We start from the raw sequence: 25,939 nt of genomic DNA on the forward strand, positions 1-25,939 counted from the left end.
TTTGTTTTTTTGACAAAAATAAGGCAAAATTTAGACGGTATTTGATTGTTACTGGTGTCATTGTGGATAAAATACGTGCACTTCGCTATTTCAAGCGAGCATCTGAACTTAACAGTTTCAGTCTGGCCGCCAAGGAGTTCGATGTACCTGCCTCGTCCATTTCTCGCAGGATCAAAGATCTGGAGAGTGAGCTAGGTGTCGAATTGCTACAGCGTACAACTCGAAACGTCAGTACCACCGAGCTCGGTAGTGTCTACTACGATATGATTACGGAAGTGCTTCAAAAGCTCAATGATGCTGATGAGCTGATATCACAGCACCTTAACACTATGGAAGGGAAGATAAGAATCAGCGCCATGGCGGACTATGGGGAAAGAATGCTTTCCCCGATCTTGCAAAAATTCCGCGAGGAGTATCCCTCTATCATTTTTGACTTAGATTACTCCGATGAAGAGATCTCATTCAGTAACAATACCGTCGATATTGCTATACGGGCTGGAAAAGCGCCGGAGGAGCGGGTCGTCGCAAAACAGCTTTCCAGCTCTAAGTTAACACTTGTGGCGACACCAAAATTATTATGCGATTTACAAAAACGCTATGATAAGCTGGTTTTAAACGCTAAAGACCTTGAGACTTGCCCAACTCTTCAATACAGCGGAAAACATGGACACACTTCATGGTGGCAGTTCAAGGGTGAAGTCTGGAATAAAATTGAGATTAACCCGGTACTAAGGTGTAACAACGGTGAGACTTTATTAGCAGCAGTACTCGCTCACGAAGGCTTATCTCTTTACCCTTTTTGGTGGGTTAAAGATTATCTGGCCTCCGGGGAGTTGTTAGAAGTACCTGTTGATTCACCGGTTTCCATTTATCAAAGCCCTAACTTTGATGTTTTTATCCTGTATCAACAAGCAAAGTATAAAGTCCCTAAAATACAACGCTGTGTTGATTTTATTATTCAGCACCTTGGGTAGTTGGTCAAAACCATTAAGCTTGCTGGTTTTCCAATGCAATGACTCAATAACGATGTAAACAGGCAAGTTTGATATACTATTTTGCTATGGGTACAAAGGTTTCAGGCATTTCCTGAAAATAGTTAACAGATAGAACCAGAATTGGTTACTCGAAGTAGAAAGGAAGTCCAATAAATGCCAGTGCTCCAGCGCATTAGTATCATCATGTTTGTCGTCGCTATTCTTAATGGTTGCGCGTCCCTTCCCTCAGAGGTTAATCACCCGGCAGAACCCGTTGCGATTCAACCTTCTAGCACGTTATCCCACATGAGTAGTACCAACCTTAGCCAGCAAGACGAGCAAGGAGTAAGTGCTGTCGTGTTACAAGACACAGGATGGGACGCTCTGGCTCAGCGATTAGCCTTAATTGAGACGGCAGAGCAAAGTATTGATATCCAGTATTATATTTGGAATTCGGATTTATCCGGGTACTATCTGGCAAGACGTTTGATTGCAGCGGCAGATCGAGGGGTTAAAGTTCGTGTCATGCTCGATGATATCAACCTCAACGAGCGGGAGGATATGCTAACCGCGCTGGATGCCCACCCGCAGATAGAAATCCGTGTATTCAATCCGATTCCAACCCGAAGTGGTGTGGCAAAATGGCTGAATGTATTAGGTGATTTTGACCGCTTAAATCGACGTATGCATAACAAGTCATTTACTGTCGATGGTGCGTTTTCAATTGTCGGCGGTCGTAACATTGGCGATGAATACTTTGATCTATCTGATGAGATTAATTTCCGTGATCGAGACGTGTTAGTTATGGGGGATGTAGTCCCTGATATTCAAGCAAGCTTTGTTCGATACTGGGATAGTAGTTGGTCTTATCCGGTGAGTTTGTTGGGCGGAAGTCCTTCTCTTGATTTGTCAGCCTTGGGGGAGGTATCAGCACCTTGGTACAAGAACTATCCAGCACTACCGGAAGGAAGCACGGCGGCAAGACGCTTCCTTATTGATTTGATGGATGATATGACTTGGGTACAAGCGCGATATATTTCAGACCAACCCGTACCTGAGGATGAATCTAATACCGATGTGCCAAAAACGACAGCGAGAGCACTGGCCGATTTAGCCCGTGAATCACAACGCGAAATTGTCGTGGAGTCCGCTTATTTAGTTATAGATGATCGCCAACTAGATAAAGTCGAAGAGTATACGCGCAGTGGTGTCGAGATAAAGGCACTGACGAATTCTATGGCCTCTAACGATCTGGTGACAAATCATTCGGCCTATGCAGGGCGACGTAAAGATATGCTGGCACATGGGATGGCGTTATATGAGTTAAAACCAGATACGCCACTTTGTGAAGTTTCGACGAGAAATTCATCAAAATGTGCACCGACCGCAGCTTACGGCCTTCATGCAAAGTCTGTTGTTTTTGACCGAGAGGTGGCAGGCATTGGCTCGTTTAACTTCAACTTACGTTCAACATACTTGAATACAGAGTCTATCTTAATCATTGAAAACCAGAAATTTGCTGAAGAGCTTGCCGACGATATAGAACAAGCGATGGGGGAGGATAATAGTTGGCGCCTCGCTTTTGATGAGGGCCAAGTTCATTGGTATTCAGGTGCTAAGAGTTGGGATAGCGAGCCAGAAAGTGGCCGTTGGGAGCGCTTCAAGTCACGTTTCTTGCAGCTGTTGCCAATTGAGAAATACTTGTAAATACATTGCATAATTGTGCTTATCAAAGGAAGGCAGCGCTGAAATATGGGTAAGGTTTACAGTTTGGGGATATTTATTCGTTAAGTTTAGATTTTTTGCTCTATATTGGTAATTGCTACTGTCATAACTATCAGTAATGTCAGTGGTTTATAATAATTGATAACAGTTTAAGGAAGAGCTGATTATGTACCCGTTTATGCGTCTAGCAAAAGTGATGTGGCAAGCCAAACGTAATTCTCCGGTCCATATTACCGATAAGAGTGAAATTTCATTCTCATGCCGTCCATGGGATTTGGATATCTTTAACGAAATGAACAATGGTCGAGTGCTCACCCTGTATGATTTGGGACGAACCGAGTTGGGTATTCGTTGTGGATTGATGAAAATGTTGGCGAGTAAACGCTGGGCTCTGGTCGTGGCTGGGAGTTCAGTGCGTTATCGTAAGCGTATTCATATGTTTCACAAAGTAAAAATGTACACACAGTGTGTTGGCTGGGACGACAAATGGTTGTATGTCGAGCAGTCTATGTGGGTTGATGGAAAACCGTGCTCTTCCGTGTTGATTCGAGCCGGCGTAACCGCCAAAAGTGGTCTGGTTTCACCACAGCAAGTGCTTGAAGCGATGGATGCAACGGTTCAAACACCTATTTTACCCCAATGGGTAACCGAGTGGATTGATTCCGAGCAGCATAGGCCATGGCCGCCACTTGGTAACTAGTACGTTTTTCCTTGTCACAGTTTCACTGAGATAAGTTTGACCATGCGTGACTAAAAATTGCGAACTCTTAAGCCTTTTAGGCTCACCACAAAGACAATCTTCGTTGTCTTTGTGGCTTGTAACTTATAGTTTATAATTTAACCCTAGAAGGAATATGTATTCATTTTCATCATAGAAATTTATGTTTGATTGACCAAGCTGAAAATAAGAGTAAGAAGTAATGCTCCAATCTTTCCAGCCTGGTATATTCGTGTATTCATATGCGAGTGTTAGCCTATAAAATTGGTCTTTACGCTTTTTATTAAATATCGGGCTTTCGGCTCCGTAACTTCTATGTGAAAAGCTACTAGTTAATGCAATGTTATGATTATTTAGGTGAGAAAACACACTGGCTTCTAGCTTATACTGCTGAAATGATGCCGCATCACCTTTCGCATCTTTATCGGTATATGTAAAAGAAGAGATTAAACCAGTGAAAGGCCTAAGCATTGTTAAATACTGACCTTTATAGGAATATGCATCATAATCTCTATGAAGCTCTGTATGTTGAATGTCCTCATTTTTAACTTCAGAGTGAGCAATACCGAAATCAAAAGAGAAGTTGGAACCTCGTATTTGAGATAGTTTAAATCTGTACGCATTGCCTTCTACATCGGTCTCTTTTCTTTTACTCAGTGAGTATGGGTCTTCCCATACTTCACCAGAAACAACACTTGGTAGATAGGCAACATCTAGCTTTGTGCCTTGATAGAGTCGGCGGTGATATCCAATTTCAAATGCAAGTGTGCCAACGGCTAAGTCGTCTCGTGATGTACCCATATAAATAGCTTGCTCTTGGCTATCGTCTAGGGTGTACCTTAAGCTACCTAATGGAACAAAAAATGTGTTGTCATCATAGGATGAATGGCGTCCTAAACTTGTTAGTTGGTTACTTCCATTTGTATTTAAGTTGGAATTATTTAGGGATACGCCTGTGTTTATTGATAACTCACCAGAAAAATTTGATTTATTGAATGCTAGTGCTGTGTGAGGGATACATAGTAAAATACACCCCAAAAATAGCTGTTTCATTATTTTTATGACCTATTATCAATTGCTGATATGGCTGGTTAATATAGCCTCAAGCAGTCATGAGGCTATAATTTATATGTTAATTATTATCACTCTACTTTAAAAATATAGTGTCACCATTTTTAATAGTCTCGAGAACAGATATTTCATTTATTTTCATTGGGTCAATCGTAAGAGGGTTTTCAGCTAGCACAACGAGATCTGCACGTTTACCCACTTCAATACTCCCTTTTGAGTCTTCTTCAAAATTTTGAAAAGCACTTTTTATAGTGATAGCTTCCAATGCTTGATATGGTGTGATCTTATGGTGTTCACCTAATGTAAGACCACTTCTTGTTGTTCTGTTTATGGCTGCCCACATATTGGTCATCATATCTGGGAATAAGACCGGAGCATCCATGTGTATAGTAAAGTCTAGCTCATTAGACAAAGCCCAACCTGTTGGAGATATATTTGATGCACGCCAATTACCTAGAACAGATTCTCGATGCCAGTCTCCCCAGAAAAAGGTATGGGCGGGAAAGAATGAAGGGATCATATTATTTTCTTTCATTCTTTTTATTTGGTCTAAACGCGCTGTTTGAGCATGAATAACCACAGTACGTCTATCTTCCTTTCCATATAAATCATCTGCTTTCTCAATAGAGTTAAGTAAGATATCTGTTGAAGCATCTCCATTACTGTGGCTTAGAATCTGTGCATTTAACTTGTAAGCTTCTCCAACAAAGTGATCCATTTCTTTTTGAGATAGTACAGGATAGCCGTGATAGTCGTATGAGTGGCTATGTGGCGCAATATAATATGGCGTTGACAAGTAGGCAGTTTTACCTTGGGGTGAACCATCGCCGATGAGTTTAACCCCAGCCATTTTGAAGTTACCAACTTCAGTTTGCATCGGTACTATTTCATTGGCTTCATGTAAATTAACCCATTTTGCATAGGCTAATACGTCTATTTTTAAAAGCTCTTGCTCTGCCATATGCTTTAGCATTTTAATTGCAGGAATGGTAGCCGCTCCTTCCTGTGTGGTGGTAATGCCATAACCAGCAAACATATCTTGAACTTTGTTGAATTTTCTTACCACTTCCTCTGCGGTCATTTCGGGTAGGAAGTTAAGAATTGGATATACTGCGGACTCTTCAAGCACACCTGTAGGTATGTTGTTTTTATCCCGTCGAATAACACCTCCGCTAGGGTCTTCGCTCTCATCTGTGTAGCCAATTAGTTTGAATGCTTCAGTGTTACAGGCACTTAAGTGGCCAGAAATATGGATAGCGCAAAATTTATACCCTGATGTGAAACTGTCCAATACCTCCCTTGTCGGGTGTGCTTTTTCTTCAAGCTCGGCATCATCGTAACCCCATGCGACATGAAGAATGTCTTTGTCACGCTCTTCAGAGTTAAAATAGTTGATTACCTCTCTTTTCAGATCTGAAAAGTTGTTCACGCTACCCATTGGCGACGGGTAAAGGAAGGGGCTTTCGATAAACGGTAAATATTGGGCAAAATGAGCATGAGAGTCGATAAACCCTGGAACTATCACTTTACCGTTCATGTCTCTTGTTTCAGTATCGCCCGATCTTATCTTCAACACTTCGCTCGTTGTTCCGACCATGTAGATCAATCCATCTTTGATTGCGATGGCCTCTGCTGTGTCGCTTTCACCAGTGATGGGTAATACGTCGGCGTTATACAAAATTAGATCTGGAGCTGCAGTAACCGCCGGGGTGAGGCAAAGAGAGATTAGCAAGCAAAGTTCTTTCATCAGTGAGTTTCCTTATTTAGGGATCATATCCGAGTTGCTTCATACTTTTGCAGAAACTACTGACCATATAAAATCGGATATGTTAGGGTTTCACATACATAAAGGAGGTGTATATGCATACAATTGATCAGATTCTAACTTTTGTTTCGGTGTACGATCACGGTTCATACAGCAGTGCTGCGAGGGCACTTGGAAAGTCTAGAGCCACAGTTAGAGAACATATTCATACTTACGAAGACATTCTGGGCTATGAGCTTTTTACAATAGAAGGTAAAAAAGCGGCTCCAACGCACAATGCAAAGCGTCTGATAAAACGAGCAAGACTATTAGCAAGACAACATAAATCTCTACATGAACATGGTTTAAATTTATTTGATTGCTCTATTTCTGACATCACTATTTGTATTGATACTTTTACTCCAACAGCATTGATAACAGAGACAAACCGCTATATTCGATCAAACTGGCCTCAAATTAATATTCATTGGTTGAGCAGAAATAGAGAGCAATCGTTAGAAGGCTTGATCAGTGGTCATTTTGATATCGCAATTTTGCCTTCACACGGAAAGATTTTTTCGGTAGAAAATTTAACGTGGCAAGCATTAGGAACAGTTGATTTTGGAATATATACTCGGAAAAGCTCAGCTTTAGCAAAAGAAATCAACCCAACGCTTGAAGAGTTATATTCAGATATTCATTTACTTACCGAATCACAAGTTGAGCTTGGCGCTAGTATTGATGGATTTAGAGCAAGTCCGAACTCAATTGTTGTTAGTAATAATCATTTGATGTACGAACTGTTAAAAGAATCGGGATGGGCTTTTATGCCTAAGTTATATGTTGAGGATTTAGACACCTGCGAACAAATCGTTGAATTGGATGTTAAAGAAGTAGGTCGAGAATATTCATTCTTACTGAATGCTTTTCACCTGTACGAGAAAGATCAACAGGAACCATTTTCGTCTGTGCTCGATTTTATCAAAGGTTTTTTTAGCCGCTAAATTCATTGGGTATGCCGGTGAGGTATACTCAATGGATGGTAAAGCCACTCAAATGTGATTTCTTTGTCTTGTATTTTATCTATAACATGCTGGTTATCTGATTAAAAATACAAACAATTGTTAATTGTGATTGAGGAGTACACAGTGGCTAATGTCATGAATAAATTTGTTCTATCAACATTACTTATCGCTAGTCCGATGGTATTTTCACACGAGGATGTTGAGTCGATAATCAATCCAGATGATCTGCAAGATGTCACCAAGGTAAACCCGCAAGCTGCGGTATATTTTACATCAGATGCTAATGTTCGTGTTTCAGGTATGTTTTCTGGAAAGTGGAATGAGAATATAGATTTCGCTGGTTTTGCTGAAGGTATTTTTGGTGACCGTTACGGTAGGGATAGATTAGATGGAGATTATTTAGGAGGACGAGCTCAATATTTTCAAGTACATGCTACGGACAACTCTTATGTTCCTCGTATTGGCTTTTCTGCTGATTTAATCCATCAAAAAACACGCGGTATTGATGATACTTCTCTTTTCTCTGCAGGTGTTGTAGCCGCAATTGATGAAAGGTTTACACCTGGCTTCCAAATGTTCCCAAATGTCGCTTATTCTGTGGGGGAAGTTTTCGGTGAAACTGCTGATGGCTACTTAGTAAATTTATTCTTTTCTACTCCGATTGGAGATAATGGTTCTTTTATGCTTGCTTGGCCTGAATATTTTGATGTAAGTGGAGATAATGTAGAGCTTGAATCTAAGTCGCTAAACTTTGTGTTTCAATCTCCAATTAGAAATAATTATGGGCAATGGTTTGTAACCAAGCTAGTTTATAACGAAACTGATATCACTTTGCCTAATGGTGTACGAATTGAAGGAGATGGTGACGTAACGTTAGAGTTTGGCGTTAAATGGTACTTCTAATCATAACAATTAACACTTTCTGTAACGGTGCCCTTGTGAGGTGAGTCATGAATAAACTTAAAGCATTTCTATTGCTTGGTGGGCTATTATCATTGATTAGCTGTAAAACGGTCAATGAGCCTGAACATAGTCATGATCCTTTGTATGAATATGATAGTGAAGCAATAACACCGATAAATCTAACCTAGTCTCTCGGGGTGATAATTGGTTCTCCTATAACACTCAGATTTAGTAGCCCTTATCGTTAACTATGATTCTCGTTTATTGGGCTACTACAATCCTCTACGGTTTGGCAAATGCACGCAGCACAGTGGTCACTATCGTATCAATTTTCCGCTCTAATTCATCACCGGCAGGCAGGGGTAATATATCTAAAACCTGCGGCCAAAATAGTTGACCCTGCAAAAGGCTAACGTAAACACTGGTTATAGTCTGTACGTCCTTCGCAAATAGCTTTTCAGCAATAATAGCCTGCTCAAACCAATGACTCACTGCATGGGTATGGTACAAACGCTGTGTTATTGACTTAGCCAACTCCGGCTGGCGAAAAAACTCCATCAAAATTGTACGAGACAGTGCAATTCCATATGTCTCATAAATCACCTTTACTTCATTATGAGTAATTGTACAGAGTTGTTGATGCAATGACTGTTCTGGGTTGAATATGTATTTCTCTTCCGCTACAGATTTTTCTTTAATTTCTGTGAGTACCGCTTCAAATAGCAGCTCTTTACTTTCAAAATGACGGTATAGGGTGCGCTTTGAAACCTCACCTGCCACACAAATGTTATTCATGTTGGCAGCTAAAAAACCATTCTCGATAAACTCTTGCTTTGCGGCATTAATGATGGCTAACCGTTTTTGCTCTGAGCGTGTCATCTAGTATTCCGTGTTTGCATTCCGTGATTGTTTTCACTGAGTTTAGCAATGGATTATCGTAAGGTAAACTCATGAGTTTACTTTTGGGTGTCCCTGCACTAGAATCCGCCAAATTCGCTGTACAGAATTTGATCTCTCTGGTTGAGAGCTTAACGTTACTTTTCTTTTGGAGACCGCTGTGAAACACACGCGCAAAGTATTTTCAGGGCAATCGTTGAAGGTTATTACGGCAGCTATTGGCTTGTCGGTAACAGGCTTGTCACTTGTTGGCTGTGAGCAAAAGACTGAATCTCAAATCGTTGAACCAGTCGTTAGGCCAGCACTGACGGAGGTCATTTCAGCCTCACGCAGTGATAGCTTAGTTTTCAATGGTGTAGTGCGGGCCGCTGAGCGTGCTGATTTGTCTTTTCGGGTTGGTGGCCGATTGACTGAGTTACTTGTAAACGAAGGAGAGCGAGTGGTCAAAGGGCAACTCTTAGCACGTCTAGATTCACGCGATGCTGAAACGGTATTGGCTTCTGCAAAGTTAGAGTTAACAAACACAGAAGTTGAATATCGGCGTGCAAAAGCTATTTATGACAAGAGCAAAGCGATTTCAAAAAGCCAGTTAGATGAAATCACAACACGCTATAACTTGGCGAAGAATCGCCGTGATGAAGCGCAACGACAGCTGGATTATACCCGTATCGAAGCGCCATTTGATGGCATTATCGGACGCCGATTTGTTGATAATTTTGTACAAATGCAAGCCAATAATCCTGTTTTCACGTTACACAACATTGATGACTTAGAAGTGCTTATTCACATTCCAGATAGTGTGATGTTATCGAAGGTGAGTGGCACTGAGGCGAAAGCTGAGATCAGCGGTATCCCTAACCATTTGTTTGACTTAGCCCTTAGAACATTCGCAACCCAAGCCGATCCAATCAGTCAAACCTATCCGGTGGTGTTGGGGCTTAGCAATGTTCAAGGGTATAGGGTATTGCCGGGGATGACGGTAAAAGTGCTCCCAATCGAAACGGGTGAACAACACCTGCATTCAACAATCACGGTGCCGCTCATATCGGTAGTGCCAGATAATCAAGGTAAACAGTTTGTTTGGGTTGTGGATAGTAGCAATACAGTGACCAAGCGTTATGTTGAGGTAGGCGCTTTAAGCCGTGATCGCGTAGTGATCAATGCGAATTTAGCTATTGGTGAGCAAGTGGTTATTGCTGGTGTTTCTAGCTTACAGGAAGGCATGAAAATCCGTCCTATGACGACTGGCAGCAACGAGGAACAATAATGAATATTGCTCGTTATACGCTTGCTAAGCGTACCAGTGTTTGGGTTCTCATCGGCCTGATACTGCTAGGCGGTTACATCAGCTACCTAAAGTTAGGTCGATTCGAAGATCCTGAATTTATTATCCGCCAAGCGGTGATTAATACTGCGTATTCTGGTGCTACGGCTCAAGAAGTCTCGGATGAAGTTACAGATGTGATCGAGGGAGCTGTTCAGTCGCTTCAAGAACTCAAGGAAGTGAAGTCTGTTTCCAAGCAGGGAATGTCTGAAGTAACAGTCGAAATCAAACTGGAGTTTGCCAAGACAGGCGCTGAATTACAGCAAGTATGGGATAAATTGCGCCGTAAGGTGGCCGATGCCCAGCGCCAGTTACCACCGGGAGCCGGACCTTCGATTGTCAATGACGATTTCGCGGATGTATACGCGCTATTTTTTGCGGTAACCGGTGAAGGCTTTAACGACAAACAGCTACAAGACTATGTTGACAGATTACGCCGTGAACTGGTGTTAGTACCGGGCGTGGCAAAAACTGCGACGCTTGCAGAGCGGCAGGAAACCATTTTTGTTGAAATTTCGAGTGAGCGTTTAGCGACATTTGGTGTTTCAGCACAGCAGGTGTTCGACGTACTGCAAAAGCAAAACCTTGTGACAGTCGCTGGTGTCGTTGAAACGCAAGATATGCGTATTCCCGTTATTCCTGTTTCCAACATCCGTTCTTTTGATGAATTACGGAACTTGCAGATTGCCGTTGGGCAGGGCAATACCATCATGCGCCTTGGCGATATAGCCAAAGTAACGCGGGGTTATCAAGAGCCTGCAAGTATGCTTATGCGCTACAACGGCCAGCGTGCGGTTGGGTTTGGCATCTCGAATGTTACCGGCGGTAATGTAGTTGATATGGGAGATGCAGTAAAAGCACGTTTAGCCGAGCTTGAAGGGCAGCGTCCTATCGGTATGGATTTGCATGTTATTTCTATGCAGTCAGACTCAGTGCGAGATTCGGTAGCAAACTTTATCGATAACTTAATAGCCGCTGTTGTTATTGTATTTGTGGTGCTACTGGTATTCATGGGGCTGCGCTCCGGCCTGATTATCGGCTTTGTGTTGTTGCTGACCGTTGCAGGTACACTCTGCATCATGTTTATCGAAGACATTGCCATGCAGCGTATCTCGCTGGGGGCTTTGATCATCGCCCTAGGTATGCTGGTGGATAATGCCATTGTGGTAACAGATGGCATCTTGGTTCGCTTGCAGCAAACTCCGGAGCAGGATAAAGAGTCCATAGTGTCAGAAGTAGTCGATTCGACTAAATGGCCATTGCTTGGGGGGACTGCCGTAGGTATTTTCGCCTTTAGCGCGATTGGTCTTTCACCTTCGGATATGGGGGAGTACGCCGGTTCGCTGTTTTGGGTCATTCTCTATTCAATGTTCCTGAGCTGGGTCTTTGCCGTTACGGTAACCCCAATGCTTTGCTATGACTTCTTGAAAGTCAAAGTGGTAAAAGGCGAGCTTAAGACCAGTCGCATGATGACCATGTATAAAACAGTATTGGTTTGGGTTTTAAAGCACCGTGTAATAACCATATTGATGCTATTGGGAGTAATGGCCGCAGCAATTTACAGCTTGAGGTATGTTCCGCCGGGCTTTATGCCTGAATCGCAACGTCCGCAGTTTGTGGTTGATGTTTATTTGCCACAAGGTTCCGATATTCGTCGTACTGAAAAAGTTATCGCGAGTATCGAGCAAGAGGTGAAAGCAAAGGAGGGGGTGACAAACATGACCAGCTTTATTGGTGGTGGTGGCCTGCGCTTCATGCTGACCTATGCGCCGGAAGCACGTAACACCAGCTATGGTCAGATTCTTGTTGATATTGATGACTACAAAAAGATAGCGCCATTGCTGGAAGAGTTGCAGAGCGAACTAGCGGTTAAGTACCCGGATGCATCGGTGAAAGTGTGGAAATTCATGCTAGGGCGTGGCGGTGGCAAAAAGATTGAAGCGGGCTTTAAGGGACCGGATAGCCATGTATTACGCCAACTTGCGGAGCAAGCGAAAGTCATTATGAATGCCGATAGTAACCTTATAGCGATACAAGATGACTGGCGACAGCAAATACCGGTGTTACGGCCTGTGTATTCCGCCGACAAAGCCCAACGCTTTGGCTTGACCACGCAAGAGATCAATCAGGCTATAGCGCAGACTTTGTCAGGCCGGAATGTAGGCGTATACCGTGAAGGGGATGATTTAATCCCAATCGTTGTACGCTCACCCGAAGATGAGCGTAGCCACCAACGTGCGGTCGAAAATGCGGATGTTTATAGTTCGGTAGCAGGGGGCTTTATCTCTGTTAGCCAGTTAGTTGATTCGGTTAATGTTGAATGGCAGGATGCGATTTTACGCCGTATTGACCGGATGCCAACCATATTGGTACAGGCTGATCCTGCGCCGGGTGTATTGACTGCTGATGCATTCAATGGTGTAAGAGGCAAAATTGAAGCGATTGACTTACCATCGGGGTATGAGCTGATTTGGTACGGAGAGCATAAAGCATCAAAAGATGCTAATGAAGGGCTTGTGATTTCAGCCCCTTATGGCTTCGCGGCAATGATTCTGTCAGTGATTTTCATGTTCAATGCTATCCGTCAACCATTGGTGATATGGCTGACTGCGCCACTTGCGGTTATAGGGGTAACGGTTGGTTTAATAGTGTTTCAAACCCCATTTGAGTTTATGGCAATCCTCGGGTTCCTAAGCTTGATTGGGATGATGGTAAAGAATGCGATTGTCTTGGTTGATCAGGCCGACATGGAGGTAGCACAAGGTAAAGCGCCATACTTTGCGATCATCGATGCCGCAACAAGCAGAGCAAGGCCAGTATTGCTTGGCGCATTAACGACAATATTAGGTGTTGCGCCTCTACTTATCGACCCGTTCTTTAAAAGTATGGCGGTGACTATAATGTTCGGCCTACTGTTTGCCACTGTCTTAACGCTGGTGGTTATTCCGCTATTTTATGCCCTGTTCTTTAGGGTGAGAGTAGAGGGTTAAGCCTGTAAAAACTTAAGCAGAAGAAAAAGGCGAACTTTGTAGTTCGCCTTTTTCATCTTTAACCCCCTCTTAACCTAACTACAGTTTGAAAGTCGGTGAGTTGATAAAGTAAATTGAGTCAGAGCTGCATTATCTTTTGCAGGACAGGCAGTATCAAACTACCCAGTCGAACGATGGCTGGCTGGTGGAAGTCGTGTTTGAGTCCGACTAGACAACACCCTTGATCTGAGTGATGGTTGTTTCAGCATCTTGATAATCAATTGGCAATTGGGTAATTCTTCCTGCTCTTTCAATAAACAGAGATGGAAAACTATTGCCACCGATGGAACGGGCAAAGGCTATTTCATCTAATAAACGTTGATGGTTTTTTTCAGAAAGAAACTCAGCTTTGAATTGAGCCATATCTAAGCCTATACCTTGTGCCAAGTTAAGCAGAACTTCGTTATCACTGGGGTTTTGGGCATTCAGGTAGTAGGCCTCTTGAATTGCATTTATCATATTTAGTTCAGATCCTTGAGAGCGAGCTGCGAGAATTGCTCTGCAGGAGGGATAAGTTGAGCGGCGAGGTGTATTGTTAACCCAGAAGTCATAACTGAACTTGGCTCCAAGGTAATCTTCAATTTTCCTCCAGTAAGCCATAATCTGTTGTTGCATGATCTCGGGCATAGGTACGTCAGAATCGGGTGCGAGGCCGCCAACAACATATATGATTTCTACCTGATCGGATATGGCATGGGTAATTTGGTTCCATGTCGGCTTGTATCCCCAGCACCAGGAGCACATTGGGTCGTAAACGTAATATAGCTTTGCCTTTGGTGAGGTCATGTTCTGTCATTCCTTTGTTGGGGGGATTCCTAAGTATTCGACCAATCTTACTGGTTAAAATGGCAATAAAAAATGGACAAACCGAAGTTTGTCCATTTGAAATAGGTTAGTCCAAATTTATATTTGGTTACTACAAACCTTTTGTCTTCACTCTAGTCTTCAATGTAGTTCTCAATGCTTGGGCAAGAACAAACTAGGTTACGGTCACCAAACACGTTATCGACGCGGTTTGCTGTTGGCCAGTACTTCGCATCTTTAGTTTGTGCTGATGGGAAGCAAGCCAGTTCGCGGTCGTAGCTGCGGTTCCACTCGGTGTCCATGATATCGGCTTGAGTGTGCGGTGCGTTAACCAGTGGGTTGTCTTGCAGATCCCACTCACCATCTTGTACGCGGGCGATTTCATGACGGATAGCAATCATCGCATCACAGAAGCGGTCTAGCTCAGCAATGTCTTCTGATTCCGTAGGCTCAATCATCAGCGTACCCGCAACAGGGAACGACATGGTTGGCGCATGGAAACCGTAGTCCATTAGACGCTTGGCAACATCTTCTTCAGAAATGCCTGATGCTTCTTTGATTGGACGAATGTCGATAATACACTCGTGAGCAATACGGCCATGAGTACCGCGATATAGAACCGGGTAATGTGGACGTAGACGCTCCATCACGTAGTTAGCGTTTAGGATAGCCAGTTTAGTTGCTTCAGTCAGTCCCGCTTCGCCCATCATCGCGATGTAGGCGTAAGAGATTGGCAGAATAGACGCTGAGCCAAGATCTGCTGCAGATACCGCGTACTGTGGCTGTTCAGCTTCAGTGCTCTCAACATGGCCCGGTAGGAACGGAGCAAGGTGAGATTTAACACCGATAGGACCCATACCCGGACCGCCACCACCGTGTGGAATACAGAAGGTCTTGTGCAGGTTAAGGTGAGAAACGTCAGAACCAATGAAACCAGGGCTAGTTAGACCAACCTGTGCGTTCATGTTGGCACCGTCAAGGTATACCTGACCGCCAGCTTCATGAACAAGCTCACATACTTCCTGTACGGCTTCTTCATAAACACCGTGGGTAGACGGGTAGGTGATCATGATGCACGACAGGTTATCACGGTGTTTTTCGATCTTCGCTTTCAGATCTTCAACATCGATGTTGCCTTGGTCATCACAGCCAACAACCACAACTTTCATTGAAACCATCGCTGCTGATGCTGGGTTAGTACCGTGGGCAGAGCTTGGGATCAAGCAGACATTACGGTGTGCATCACCGTTGGCTTCATGGTAGCGCTGGATAGCGATAAGACCGGCGTATTCACCTTGTGCACCAGAGTTAGGCTGTAGTGAGAACGCATCGTAGCCTGTGATTTCGCATAGCATTTTCGATAGGTTATCAGCTAGCTCTGCGTAACCTTTTGCTTGGTTAGCTGGCGCAAATGGGTGCAGCTGACCAAATTCAGGCCAAGTTACTGGGATCATTTCTGCTGCAGCATTCAGTTTCATGGTACAGCTGCCCAGCGGAATCATGCCGTGGGTTAGTGAATAATCTTTGTTTTCCAGTTTCTTCATGTAACGCATCATTAGCGTTTCACTGTGGTACTGGTTGAAAACTGGGTGAGTCAGGTACTGGCTGGTACGGCGGCAGCTTTCTGGAATTGCTGCGAACTCGTCACTAGCGATATCTGCGGTGAACATTGAGGCTTTCAGGTTGTCACCGCTGAAGATTGCCAATAGGTCTTCGATATCTGCCACTTTTGTGGTTTCGTCGATGCTGATACCTAGTTGACCGCTGTTTTCATTAGAAGCAGGGTACTTACGTAGGTTGATGCCTGCATCCAGTGCCTTGTTGTAGAACTCGGTCGTTTTCTTGCCAGTGTTCAGTGTCAGGGTATCGAAGAAGCTGTCGTTCGCCAGCTCAATGCCAGAGTTGCGCAGGCCAGCAGCAAGAATAGCGGTTAGGTGGTGTACACGACGGCCGATTTTACGAAGGCCTTCTGGACCATGGTAAAGCGCATAGAATGCAGCCATGTTGGCAAGCAGTGCCTGAGCGGTACAGATGTTAGACGTCGCTTTTTCACGGCGGATGTGCTGCTCACGGGTTTGCATCGCCATACGAAGTGCTTGGTTGTCACGGGAATCTTTCGATACGCCAATAACGCGACCTGGCATAGTACGCTTATGTTTGTCTTTCGTTGCCATGAAGCCAGCGTGTGGGCCACCGAAGCCCATCGGTACGCCGAAGCGCTGCGCTGAACCAATCACGACATCTGCGCCCATTTCACCCGGTGCTTTTAGCAGGGTCAGTGCGAGAAGGTCAGAGGCAACGGCAACCAAGGTTTTCTTGGCATGTGCTTTTTCAATAATGCTTGTAAGGTCTTGAACGTTACCCGTCGTACCTGGGTACTGAACCAAGGCACCAAAGACATCGTGCTGTTCAAGATCTTGAATATCGCCGCGGATGATCTCAATACCGATGTAACCGGCACGAGTAAGGACAACGTCAACGGTTTGTGAGTGCAAGTCGTTAGAAACAAAGAACGCCTTGCTCTTGTTTTTGCTAGCGCGCTGACACAAGGTCATGGCTTCTGCCGCTGCGGTTGCTTCATCCAGTAGGGAAGCGTTGGCAAGCTCCATACCGGTCAGATCCATGATCATCTGCTGGTAGTTAAGCAGTGATTCAAGGCGGCCTTGGGAGATTTCTGGTTGGTAAGGCGTATAAGCGGTATACCAGCCTGGGTTTTCCAGTACGTTGCGTAGAATAACGTTCGGAGTAAAGGTGTTGTAGTAACCCTGACCGATATAGCTGCGGTTGATGATGTTCTTGCTGGCAATAGCTTTAAGTGAGGCCAGCATATCCGCTTCGCTTTGAGGCAGGTCGAGCTGCATAGGCTCTGGTAGGCGAATTGCTGCCGGAACCGTTTCATCGATTAGCTGGTCAACGCTTGATACGCCGATGGTTTCCAGCATGATTTTTTGTTGTACCGAATCTGGGCCATTGTGGCGGCCTGCAAATTCCATATCGTCACTTAATGCATTTAGAAGAGTCATGTCGGTCATGGTTCTTTCCTGAACAGTTACTACCTATTGCATTGAGCATATTGCAATAGTTTATGGTCATCGAGTAGTTGAGCAATTACATGTTATGAGGGCTTTCAGGTTATTTCACCCGAAAGCCCGGCTCAATTAGTCTTCGTCGATGGTCGCTAGGTATTTTTCACCGTCGATCAGATTAGAGAGTTCCTCTACATCCTGAACTTTGATTTTAGCAATCCAGCCACCTTCGTACGGTTCTTCGTTTACAAGCTCTGGGCTGTCTTCAAGTTCTTCGTTGATTTCAACGATTTCACCTGTAACAGGAGCATAGATGTCAGATGCGGCTTTGACTGACTCAACAAGAGAGAAAGATTCGCCAGCTTCTGTTGAATCGCCAACTTCTGGTAGGTCAACAAATACAACATCACCCAGAAGGCCCTGAGCGTGGTTAGAGATCCCCATAGTGATAGTGCCGTCACCATTGTCTCGAACCCACTCGTGGCTTTCAGCGAACTTCAGTGTATTTTCCATTTAAAACTCCTTGCGCAATCTTTCCGCAGATTTTATTAGTTGTTTCAGTGGTCGGTCGATGCCGACCACTATGTTAAAAAACGAGGTCAAAAAACAGATTTACTTATTAACTTATTGGTAAAGAGGGAAGCGACTGCAAAGCTTCTGAACCTGTTGCTTCACTTTCTGCTCTACAGCGCTGTTGTCTTCAGGGTTTGCTGCCAAACCGTCAAGTACATCGCCAATCCATTGACCAATTTGTTTGAATTCGTCAGCACCAAAGCCTCGGCTAGTGCCAGCAGGTGTACCTAGGCGAATACCTGATGTCACCATTGGTTTCTCAGGATCAAAAGGTATACCGTTTTTGTTACAGGTGATGCCGGCACGCTCAAGTGCTTCTTCTGCTTGATTACCTTTTAGGCCCTTAGGACGTAGGTCTACAAGCATCAGGTGGGTGTCGGTACCGTTAGTCACAATGTCACAACCGCGAGCTTGCAGGACTTCTGCCAAGACTTTCGCGTTGTTGATCACATTCTTGATATATAACTTAAATTCTGGCTCTAGGGCTTCACCCAAAGCAACAGCCTTACCCGCGATAACGTGCATTAGCGGGCCGCCTTGAAGGCCAGGGAATACGGCTGAATTGATCTTCTTATTGATGTCTTCGTGGTTGGTCAAAATCATCCCGCCACGAGGGCCGCGTAGTGTTTTATGCGTCGTCGTTGTAATAACGTGGGCATGAGGAATTGGGCTAGGGTGTTCGCCTGCAGCGATAAGGCCGGCAATGTGTGCCATATCTACCATTAGGAATGCGCCAACTTCATCGGCAATGGCACGGAATTTAGCAAAATCAATCTGGCGAGGAATTGCCGAGCCACCAGCAATGATCATTTTTGGTTGGCTTTCGATAGCGATCTGACGCACTTGCTCGTAATCAATCTCGCAAGTCTCTTTATCGACACCGTATTGAACTGCATCAAACCATTTGCCAGATAGAGCAGGGCGTGCACCGTGTGTTAGGTGTCCACCAGCATCCAAGGACATACCCAAGATGGTGTCACCTGGCTGAAGTAGGGCCAGCATCACTGCACCATTGGCTTGTGCGCCAGAGTGAGGCTGAACATTGACGTACTCACATTGGAAAAGCTGCTTAGCACGGGCAATAGCGATGCGTTCTACTTCGTCGACATGCTCACAACCACCGTAGTAACGGCGTCCAGCATAACCTTCAGCATACTTGTTGGTTAGACAGCTACCTTGGGCTTGCATGACCGCTTTAGACACAATGTTCTCAGAGGCAATCAACTCAATCTGCTGGTTCTGGCGAGTTAGTTCGGCAGCAATGCCAGCGTTTACAGCACCATCAACCTCTGCAAGGTGGGTTGAGAAGAACACTTCTAAATCGTGGTTTTGGTATGAAGCTTTCATTTCACGTTATCCTCTAATCGCGCTCTTAAAGGTATCCCTTTGTTCCGAGCCAAAGCGTATATCGTTGTTATGGATAGTCCTTGTTACACGTTGCTATTTATCAGTAATACGCGTTGAGCACCGTATTACCCCCTAACAACTGCATAACATGCCTTACTATAGATAGCCGATTAAACGAAAATTTCCAATAGTGGAATATCATGTACTTTAATGGTCATAATCTTACGCAAACGTTTGCCTTTTGCAAACTAAATTTCTAATATAGTGTTAACTTTTTTCTAAAGAATGCCGCAAAATCAACTGTGGCTGAAAGGTTAAAGTTGTATCTCGTCCCTTGTCGTATATGGGGTTGTGACGTTCTACAGAACATTTACAAATAGGTGAGTAATCCGGCTTTTTGTGAGTTTGTCGTTGCGAAATAGGGTAGTGAGGTTGGTTGTAAAATAGCCTGTTTCCTTTAGGAAACTAAATTTCAAATATGATGCATTGGTCATATTTTTTTTACCGATGAGCTTTTAAGTTTCCGGGCCTCTATGCCAGAATGAAATGAACGTCGTTACCAGGGAGGGAAGTAATGAGTGACGAACAGCAGGTTGATGTATACCCATCAATGACCGTCGTGAAAGAGTTTGAATCTGAAAAGGCTGACAAAATTGAGCCAATGCAATTAGGTAAAAGGCTCAAGGAAATTCGTATGGCGCATGGTTTGACTCTTGAAGAAGCCAGTAAGCGCACCGGATTGGCTCGTTCGACGTTATCTAAAATTGAAAATGAGCAAATTTCACCGACCTTTCAGGCGATGCAAAAGCTGGCTGGAGGTTTAGAGATTGATATTCCACAACTTTTTGCACCACCTAAACAACTGAAAGCAACAGGCCGTAGGGATATCACTCGAAAGGAGCAGGGTAAGCCGCATCCAACGACAACCTACGAACACGAGCTTCTGGCTACCCAGTTGACCAACAAAAAGATGATGCCCTTTAAATCAAAAGTAAGGGCACGGGCTTTTGAAGACTACAGTGATTGGATCCGTCATGACGGTGAAGAGTTTCTGTTGGTACTCGAAGGGGATATCACATTTTATTCAGAGTTTTATGAGCCAGTTACATTAAGCCAAGGTGACTCCGTCTATTACGATGCCAACATGGGGCACATGCTAACTTCTCTTAGCGAGGACGATGCCTTGATATTGTGGGTGACGGCTTCTTAAGTGACGCTGTCACACTCTGGGCGTGGGCTAAATTTGTTTAGCCCATTAAACACGTATTGTTCTTAGCCCGGATAGCGGCCAGTGTCAGGGTTATAGAGTGACGTACTGATTGTTAATCCTATTGATAATTTTAACAATTGGCGTGTCGTGAGTCGAAAAGAGGGACTTAGCAATAGGCTCCTCTTATTTTGAAAAAGTGTTAATTCGAGAAACTTTTGCCTGTGGTTCAAATGTGTGATGTAGCACGGTTGAATGATAGGAAACTTTGTTTACTATAAGAAACTATGTCTAACATGGTTGTAACAGCTGATATGGAGTATCGCCGCTTTGCTCGCGGTGTATGGAGTAAAATCATATGTCACAAGAATTACTGGTAACACCACTACACGCACTACACATTGAAATGGGCGCCAAGATGGTTCCTTTTGCTGGTTATGATATGCCAGTACAGTACGCGTTGGGTGTACGTAAAGAACATATCCATTGCCGTGAGTCGGCTGGTCTATTCGATGTTTCCCATATGGGGCAATTACGTCTTCATGGTGAAAATGCAGCAAAAGTAATCGAGTCGTTAGTCCCTGTCGATATTATTGACCTTCCTGCAGGCAAACAGCGTTATGCCTTCTTCACCAATGAGCAGGGCGGTATCCTTGACGACTTGATGGTAACCAACTTTGGTGATCACCTATTCGTTGTTGTGAACGCTGCTTGTAAAGAGCAAGATATCGCACACATCCAAGCCCATCTTCCTGAAGATGTCACCATGGAAATTATTGAAGACCGCGCACTGCTAGCATTGCAAGGTCCAAAAGCTTCGCAAGTGCTCGCACGTTTGAATCCTGTAGTTAGTGATATGGTTTTCATGGATGCAGTCAAAGTTGAACTATTGGGTGTTGAGTGTCTGGTTAGTCGCTCTGGCTACACGGGTGAAGATGGTTATGAGATCTCTGTACCTGCTAATAAAGCTGAAGAGTTGGCACGTGAGCTATTAGGTCAGGAAGAAGTAGAGTGGATTGGCCTTGGCGCTCGTGATTCACTTCGTCTTGAATGTGGCCTTTGCTTATACGGTCATGACCTAGACCCAACAACAACTCCGGTAGAAGGTAGCCTACTTTGGGGTATCAGCAAACCACGTCGTGCTGACGGTGAACGTGCTGGTGGTTTCCCTGGCGCTGATATTATTCTTGAGCAAATCAAAACCAAAGACGTAGCGCGTAAACGTATTGGTTTGGTGGGCCAGTCTAAAGCCCCTGTGCGTGAAGGCAGCAAGTTGTTCGATGCAGATGATAACGAAATTGGTATCGTGACTTCTGGCACCTTCGGTCCAACCAAAGGTGCGCCAGTGGCAATGGGCTACGTGAAAACGGATCTTGCCGTAATTGGCACCGAAATTTTCGCTGAAGTTCGTGGCAAGAAACTACCGATGACAGTAGAAAAAATGCCATTTGTTCCTCAGAACTATTACCGTGGTTAATTAAACAGCCTGTTAATAACACCTTGAAATAGGCCTGTTTTTTCCCCCGTTACATAAGGAGCCATACTGGCTCCTTTTTTTGTCTCAAAGTCTGGTTGGAAAAATGCCCAGAAATCAACTTTGCTATAGATAAGGCGCTGCCAATAAAGCTGAGGTTGATATGAAGAATTGTAACTTCCACGAAACTCACTTCCACAAGATCCCTACCTCTTTTGTTGCTTTGATGATGGTTACCTCTTTTAGTCTCTCTGCAGAATCTCTTTTGATGGGGTTTGATGAGTATATGGATCGTTGTATGTCTTCTTATGGCACTGACAAGGTCACGCGTACAGTCTGTGAGAACCAATATAAAGCCATTGAGCAGAAAGAGCAGGAAATCGTTGCTAAGACGAGTGTTGAAAATGACAGAGATTGGCAGGAAGAGAAAAATAACGTTGATGTATTGAATGAAAAAAATTAATAACTTAATAGCCTCTGTTAATAAGTATTATTGATGGGGTTAATGAGTTAGTTTTATCCATTTAATTGCAACGGATTTAGTGTGTATTTTTTTCTTTCTTTCCCCCTTGCTGAATGAAAGCTGTCTGGGTGTGTAATTCATTTGTGTTTTCATAATATACGTTTTAATTATGTTGCATTGAATTGGAGATAAATCCAATAAAAACAAATGGTTGGGATTCTCGCCCTCTGTTTCAGTTAACCGCTTAATCAATTGCCCGTCATTCAACTGTTCAGCTTATATTTAGCCGATAGGCGTACTATCTCTAAGGTAAATTAATCAACTAATGAAAGTTGGTTTATTCTTCATCATGTTGGTGAATCTAAACTGCTTTCATTAAATGTATGAGTTATATGGTTATGCGGCAATATTTGACTAAGTTTCCATTGTTTGTTCGTGAGCAAGTAAATATGCGAGAAATGTTATTCGAGATCGTGTTAGCGATCGTAGCAATAGCAGCGGCAATTGGTTTGTTTACCGCTGCTGTTATGGCCTAGTTTTTTTATGCACCTTCTGGCGTCGCAACAGGAAGCGTGACGCAGACTTCAACACCTTGTTTATCATTACGGTTTCTAAGTAAAATCTTTCCTTGATGATAGTCAGTAATCAAGCGTGCTATGAACAACCCAAGCCCCAAGTGAGGTTTACTTTGTTGGCTTTGAGTACGCACGGATACCATAGAGTTCAGTAGCTGATCGCCCATATCTTCTGGAAGCAGTGAACCTTTATTGCTGACTATCAAGCAAGCTTTATAATCTACCTGTGACAATGTCACCTGAATAGTGTGTTCATCCTGGCTAAAGTCGACAGCGTTTGAAATCAGCTTGTCGAGCATCTGTGCTAAGTAATCCGGTGCACCATCAACCAATACCGGTGTGTTGCCTGTGTCGACGTTAAAACTCTGATTTTTATAGGCCATTTGGTACCCCTGCATACAGCCCTCAACCAGTTCATTGAGAGGGAATACTTCCTTTTCTGCACCCTGTAAACTTTGCTCAATGCGAGTGGCTTCTGTCATGCTCGACAAAATCGTATTAAGTCGTTGAATTCCTTCTTGTGCACGCTCGATGTAACGCTTGGAATCTTCGTCTTGCTCTTGCATCGACAGATTTTCGATAGAAGAACGTACAACGGCAACCGGTGTACGTAACTCGTGGGATAAGCGTGAGGAGAGGTTCTCCAGATAATGATTATATTGTCCCAACCGGCTGACCATGCCCGCCAAACTGCGGCTCAGGTCGCCAATTTCATCACTTTCTGTTGATGCGGTAATGGTGTGCTGAATTTTTCCTTGGCTATCAATGGCATGCTCAGCTTCATTACGCAATTTCCTCACTCTTCTAGAGATGTTGGAGGCAAATAAAAACAGTGTCAGTGTACCAACCACAATAATGGCGATGAGTGCATTGAGTAATTTCTCAAGGGCACGGTTTCGTAACGTTTGAATACCAATCGTAGACTCTTCGGCGACAACTGCACCCATTACGTTGTCACCTAACCAAATCGGGTAGGCTGCCGCTAAAATCATCGCCTTGCCGTCATTTGAACGGCGCCAGAGCGAATACCCGCGACCTTGAAGGGCTTGAGATATGTGCACCCCTTCGACGTTGGCCGCATCCTTGAGCGCATCATGAAATGCGGTTGGTTCTGTTATCAGGTAGCGGTAATACAGCGGGTGAAGCCATTTTTCCTCCAGCTTTGACCACCAAGAATCTGTTTCATTGCCATATTTAACCGATGATGACCAAACACCGTTGGATTCCTGAATATCACCGGTTTGGGCTAAGACTCGCTGGTGCCTATCAATGACCCAAATGCGTGAACTGGTATGCCCCATACCCTTTAGTATATTTTCAATCTCCGGTGAGGGGATGAGCACGGTGCCGAGCTTGCTCATTTGATTGGTGTTTGATGTGCCAATAATGGCGTCGATTTCACGGTTGCTGGTGTTATTGACATCATAAAAGGCAAAACCCAGTTTGCTGCCCAGCATGCCTAAAGGAAGACGTAATTCAATGTTGTAACCGCTGTCAGTGGTATGCCAATACCCTTGAATCTGGCTTTCTAGTTCTAAATCGGCTGGGTTAGTAATGTCCCCATTGATCTGCCAAGCATTGAACCATCCATCTTCATAAACGGAAATTACATAGCGATGAAACTCACCACTGGGCGTGGTTATGGCGATGATCAGGTGATCGTTTCTATCGACCCTTGGTGAGCCTTTGCGGCGCATAACCGGTTTGTTATCGTTGACTTCAAACATGGCATATAGATAGCCATCATACTTTCCGACCATATGATTGAAGCGAAGGCTGCTATTTTGGTAAGGCCAGCGACTGAACTGAACGTACTCTCTGCCATAGTGCACAACTTGTTCAGAATAATCTGACCAGTCATTAAGTTGCCCGTCGAGTTTGATTGCCGAGCCGAGCTCGTAGGCATAAAGGTCACGGCCTTTTTGCACTGATTGTAAGAAGCTGGCCTGGTCGGTAAATAGGTTAGGGCGCTCATTAAGCGCGGTGGCGACAGCCCTTGTCGTCCCAACCAAGGTTTGCTCTTGGCCCTGGCGCAAGAGCTTTTCCATTTCGAGGATGTAGTTATAGCCAATCCAAGGTAATGTCAGTAATAAACAGGCAATTAACGTGATTCTTGTTCGCAGCCCAAAGGCTGGCTTTAGCTGTTTTAATTCGATCGTTGATATCTTTCGCAATAATCTTTTTTGCATTAAGCACCCCAGCGGTAGCCCATGCCATATACCGTGTTGATACAGTCAAAAGTGTTATCGAACTGCATGAACTTTTTACGGATCCGCTTGATATGGGAGGTAATAGTACTGTCATCAACAACCACTTGCGCTTCGTCCATGAGATCGTGGCGACTTTTAACATGGCCCGGTCGCTTAGCTAACGCATAGACCATCCAAAACTCAGTGACAGTTAGTTCAACGAGGTTCTGCTGCCAGAAAACCTGCATTTTATTTTTGTCGATGGAAAGATCACCGTGCTGAATAAGTTCTACTTTCTCGGTAGGTTGCTGCATCAGATCGCTACGGCGAAATAATGCGGCAATACGGGCAATTAAATGTGGCAGGCTGACATCCTTGGTCAGGTAATCATCGGCTCCCATGCGTAAACCACATACTGTGTCAAAGTCACTGTCTCTGGCAGTTAGGAAAATGATCGGCAAGGTTGGTGAAAGCGCACGAAGTGATTGGCATAACGTAAAGCCGCCATCAATCTCATCCTGCAAACCAATATCGATAATGGCCAAATCTGGCAGCTCTGATTGAAAAGCGGCCTGTGCATCAGGACGATTGTCATAGCCTTGTACATCGTAACCGTGTTTTTTCAGTACATCGATGTAGTTTTCTCGGATGGCTCTTTCATCTTCGACAATGACAATTTTTTTCATGACCTAATACCTATATTTTTCATGACCTAGTACTCATACAGCGAGTTAATGATGCTGACTATACAACAATCTAGCTGATAGAAAAGGCTTGCAGCCGTAATCGGGGTAATTGCCATTTTTTTGCCACAATTGATCATGACATTGCCTTTTTTTGCGCTCAGATTCGCCAGATCGACTTGCTTTAA

At 44.1% G+C, this 25,939-nt stretch carries 19 protein-coding genes; 10 read left to right on the plus strand and 9 right to left on the minus strand.

Annotated features, from left to right (window positions below):
• The first annotated feature begins 62 nt into the window (after nt 1–62).
• The 3 genes from L4D79_RS02725 to L4D79_RS02735 all read left to right on the plus strand — a co-directional run bounded on the left by L4D79_RS02725 (nt 63) and on the right by L4D79_RS02735 (nt 3,399).
• A complete protein-coding gene (locus L4D79_RS02725; RefSeq protein WP_428647032.1) occupies nt 63–974 on the plus strand; it encodes a LysR family transcriptional regulator in 912 nt (303 codons plus the stop codon).
• Between the two features lie 174 nt (nt 975–1,148).
• Nucleotides 1,149–2,681, plus strand: coding sequence for a phospholipase D family protein (locus L4D79_RS02730; RefSeq protein ID WP_428647035.1), 1,533 nt, complete (start codon nt 1,149–1,151; stop codon nt 2,679–2,681).
• A 184-nt stretch (nt 2,682–2,865) separates the two neighbouring features.
• Nucleotides 2,866–3,399, plus strand: a complete 534-nt coding sequence (locus L4D79_RS02735) for an acyl-CoA thioesterase (RefSeq protein WP_428647037.1) — start codon at nt 2,866–2,868, stop codon at nt 3,397–3,399.
• Nucleotides 3,400–3,522: 123 nt separating this feature from the next.
• Here the strand turns inward: L4D79_RS02735 and L4D79_RS02740 are convergent, their stop codons facing one another.
• Entirely contained in the window at nt 3,523–4,470 is a 948-nt protein-coding gene (locus tag L4D79_RS02740) for a DUF2860 family protein (protein WP_428647040.1), read from the minus strand.
• A 94-nt stretch (nt 4,471–4,564) separates the two neighbouring features.
• On the minus strand, nt 4,565–6,235 hold the full coding sequence (locus tag L4D79_RS02745; protein WP_428647043.1) for an amidohydrolase: 1,671 nt from the start codon (nt 6,233–6,235) through the stop codon (nt 4,565–4,567).
• A 113-nt stretch (nt 6,236–6,348) separates the two neighbouring features.
• Here L4D79_RS02745 and L4D79_RS02750 point away from each other — a divergent pair, with 113 nt between their 5' ends.
• Complete coding sequence (locus L4D79_RS02750) at nt 6,349–7,236, plus strand: LysR family transcriptional regulator (RefSeq protein ID WP_428647045.1); 888 nt, start codon at nt 6,349–6,351, stop codon at nt 7,234–7,236.
• A gap of 144 nt (nt 7,237–7,380) precedes the next feature.
• A complete protein-coding gene (locus L4D79_RS02755) occupies nt 7,381–8,160 on the plus strand; it encodes a hypothetical protein (RefSeq protein WP_428647047.1) in 780 nt (259 codons plus the stop codon).
• 282 nt (nt 8,161–8,442) lie between these two features.
• Here L4D79_RS02755 and L4D79_RS02760 read toward each other — a convergent pair whose 3' ends face one another.
• Nucleotides 8,443–9,039 (minus strand): TetR/AcrR family transcriptional regulator, encoded by a 597-nt coding sequence (locus L4D79_RS02760; protein WP_428647049.1) that lies wholly within the window; start codon nt 9,037–9,039, stop codon nt 8,443–8,445.
• Nucleotides 9,040–9,217: 178 nt separating this feature from the next.
• Here L4D79_RS02760 and L4D79_RS02765 point away from each other — a divergent pair, with 178 nt between their 5' ends.
• Nucleotides 9,218–10,324: an efflux RND transporter periplasmic adaptor subunit gene (locus L4D79_RS02765; RefSeq protein WP_428647052.1), complete on the plus strand. Its 1,107-nt coding sequence runs from the start codon at nt 9,218–9,220 to the stop codon at nt 10,322–10,324.
• Nucleotides 10,324–13,371, plus strand: a complete 3,048-nt coding sequence (locus tag L4D79_RS02770; protein ID WP_428647055.1) for an efflux RND transporter permease subunit — start codon at nt 10,324–10,326, stop codon at nt 13,369–13,371. The genes L4D79_RS02765 and L4D79_RS02770 overlap by 1 nt, the downstream gene beginning before the upstream one ends.
• A gap of 207 nt (nt 13,372–13,578) precedes the next feature.
• On the opposite strand, the gene L4D79_RS02775 is transcribed toward L4D79_RS02770, so the two are convergent.
• The 4 genes from L4D79_RS02775 to L4D79_RS02790 all read right to left on the minus strand — a co-directional run bounded on the left by L4D79_RS02775 (nt 13,579) and on the right by L4D79_RS02790 (nt 19,160).
• Complete coding sequence (locus L4D79_RS02775) at nt 13,579–14,196, minus strand: DsbA family protein (RefSeq protein ID WP_428647058.1); 618 nt, start codon at nt 14,194–14,196, stop codon at nt 13,579–13,581.
• Nucleotides 14,197–14,348: 152 nt separating this feature from the next.
• The gene (gene gcvP / locus L4D79_RS02780; protein WP_428647060.1) at nt 14,349–17,246 is read right to left on the minus strand and encodes an aminomethyl-transferring glycine dehydrogenase; all 2,898 of its coding nucleotides are present in this window, start codon (nt 17,244–17,246) and stop codon (nt 14,349–14,351) included.
• Between the two features lie 126 nt (nt 17,247–17,372).
• Entirely contained in the window at nt 17,373–17,753 is a 381-nt protein-coding gene (gcvH, locus tag L4D79_RS02785; protein ID WP_107347605.1) for a glycine cleavage system protein GcvH, read from the minus strand.
• Nucleotides 17,754–17,864: 111 nt separating this feature from the next.
• A complete protein-coding gene (locus tag L4D79_RS02790; RefSeq protein WP_428647064.1) occupies nt 17,865–19,160 on the minus strand; it encodes a serine hydroxymethyltransferase in 1,296 nt (431 codons plus the stop codon).
• A 574-nt stretch (nt 19,161–19,734) separates the two neighbouring features.
• Here L4D79_RS02790 and L4D79_RS02795 point away from each other — a divergent pair.
• The 3 genes from L4D79_RS02795 to L4D79_RS02805 all read left to right on the plus strand — a co-directional run bounded on the left by L4D79_RS02795 (nt 19,735) and on the right by L4D79_RS02805 (nt 22,304).
• Entirely contained in the window at nt 19,735–20,370 is a 636-nt protein-coding gene (locus tag L4D79_RS02795) for a helix-turn-helix domain-containing protein (RefSeq protein ID WP_428647067.1), read from the plus strand.
• A gap of 355 nt (nt 20,371–20,725) precedes the next feature.
• A complete protein-coding gene (gcvT, locus tag L4D79_RS02800; RefSeq protein WP_428647070.1) occupies nt 20,726–21,844 on the plus strand; it encodes a glycine cleavage system aminomethyltransferase GcvT in 1,119 nt (372 codons plus the stop codon).
• Between the two features lie 160 nt (nt 21,845–22,004).
• A complete protein-coding gene (locus tag L4D79_RS02805) occupies nt 22,005–22,304 on the plus strand; it encodes a hypothetical protein (RefSeq protein ID WP_428647072.1) in 300 nt (99 codons plus the stop codon).
• Nucleotides 22,305–22,845: 541 nt separating this feature from the next.
• On the opposite strand, the gene pdsS is transcribed toward L4D79_RS02805, so the two are convergent.
• A complete protein-coding gene (gene pdsS / locus L4D79_RS02810) occupies nt 22,846–25,068 on the minus strand; it encodes a proteobacterial dedicated sortase system histidine kinase (protein WP_428647075.1) in 2,223 nt (740 codons plus the stop codon).
• Entirely contained in the window at nt 25,068–25,754 is a 687-nt protein-coding gene (gene pdsR / locus L4D79_RS02815; RefSeq protein WP_428647077.1) for a proteobacterial dedicated sortase system response regulator, read from the minus strand. Before pdsR ends, pdsS begins: the two co-directional genes overlap by 1 nt.
• Nucleotides 25,755–25,939 lie beyond the last annotated feature (185 nt).

The organism is Photobacterium satsumensis (assembly GCF_050336935.1).
GTDB classification, from domain to species: domain Bacteria; phylum Pseudomonadota; class Gammaproteobacteria; order Enterobacterales; family Vibrionaceae; genus Photobacterium; species Photobacterium satsumensis.

Excerpts from the sequence above, each read along its gene's own strand:
- L4D79_RS02795 (WP_428647067.1), top strand. The coding sequence starts at position 19,735 with ATGAGTGACGAACAGCAGGTTGATGTATACCCATCAATGACCGTCGTG.
- L4D79_RS02740 (WP_428647040.1), bottom strand. The coding sequence starts at position 4,470 with ATGAAACAGCTATTTTTGGGGTGTATTTTACTATGTATCCCTCACACA.
- gcvT (WP_428647070.1), top strand. The coding sequence starts at position 20,726 with ATGTCACAAGAATTACTGGTAACACCACTACACGCACTACACATTGAA.
- L4D79_RS02760 (WP_428647049.1), bottom strand. The coding sequence starts at position 9,039 with ATGACACGCTCAGAGCAAAAACGGTTAGCCATCATTAATGCCGCAAAG.
- gcvH (WP_107347605.1), bottom strand. The coding sequence starts at position 17,753 with ATGGAAAATACACTGAAGTTCGCTGAAAGCCACGAGTGGGTTCGAGAC.
- L4D79_RS02805 (WP_428647072.1), top strand. The coding sequence starts at position 22,005 with ATGAAGAATTGTAACTTCCACGAAACTCACTTCCACAAGATCCCTACC.
- L4D79_RS02730 (WP_428647035.1), top strand. The coding sequence starts at position 1,149 with ATGCCAGTGCTCCAGCGCATTAGTATCATCATGTTTGTCGTCGCTATT.
- L4D79_RS02735 (WP_428647037.1), top strand. The coding sequence starts at position 2,866 with ATGTACCCGTTTATGCGTCTAGCAAAAGTGATGTGGCAAGCCAAACGT.
- pdsR (WP_428647077.1), bottom strand. The coding sequence starts at position 25,754 with ATGAAAAAAATTGTCATTGTCGAAGATGAAAGAGCCATCCGAGAAAAC.
- L4D79_RS02750 (WP_428647045.1), top strand. The coding sequence starts at position 6,349 with ATGCATACAATTGATCAGATTCTAACTTTTGTTTCGGTGTACGATCAC.
- L4D79_RS02745 (WP_428647043.1), bottom strand. The coding sequence starts at position 6,235 with ATGAAAGAACTTTGCTTGCTAATCTCTCTTTGCCTCACCCCGGCGGTT.
- L4D79_RS02790 (WP_428647064.1), bottom strand. The coding sequence starts at position 19,160 with ATGAAAGCTTCATACCAAAACCACGATTTAGAAGTGTTCTTCTCAACC.
- L4D79_RS02770 (WP_428647055.1), top strand. The coding sequence starts at position 10,324 with ATGAATATTGCTCGTTATACGCTTGCTAAGCGTACCAGTGTTTGGGTT.
- L4D79_RS02775 (WP_428647058.1), bottom strand. The coding sequence starts at position 14,196 with ATGACCTCACCAAAGGCAAAGCTATATTACGTTTACGACCCAATGTGC.
- gcvP (WP_428647060.1), bottom strand. The coding sequence starts at position 17,246 with ATGACCGACATGACTCTTCTAAATGCATTAAGTGACGATATGGAATTT.
- pdsS (WP_428647075.1), bottom strand. The coding sequence starts at position 25,068 with ATGCAAAAAAGATTATTGCGAAAGATATCAACGATCGAATTAAAACAG.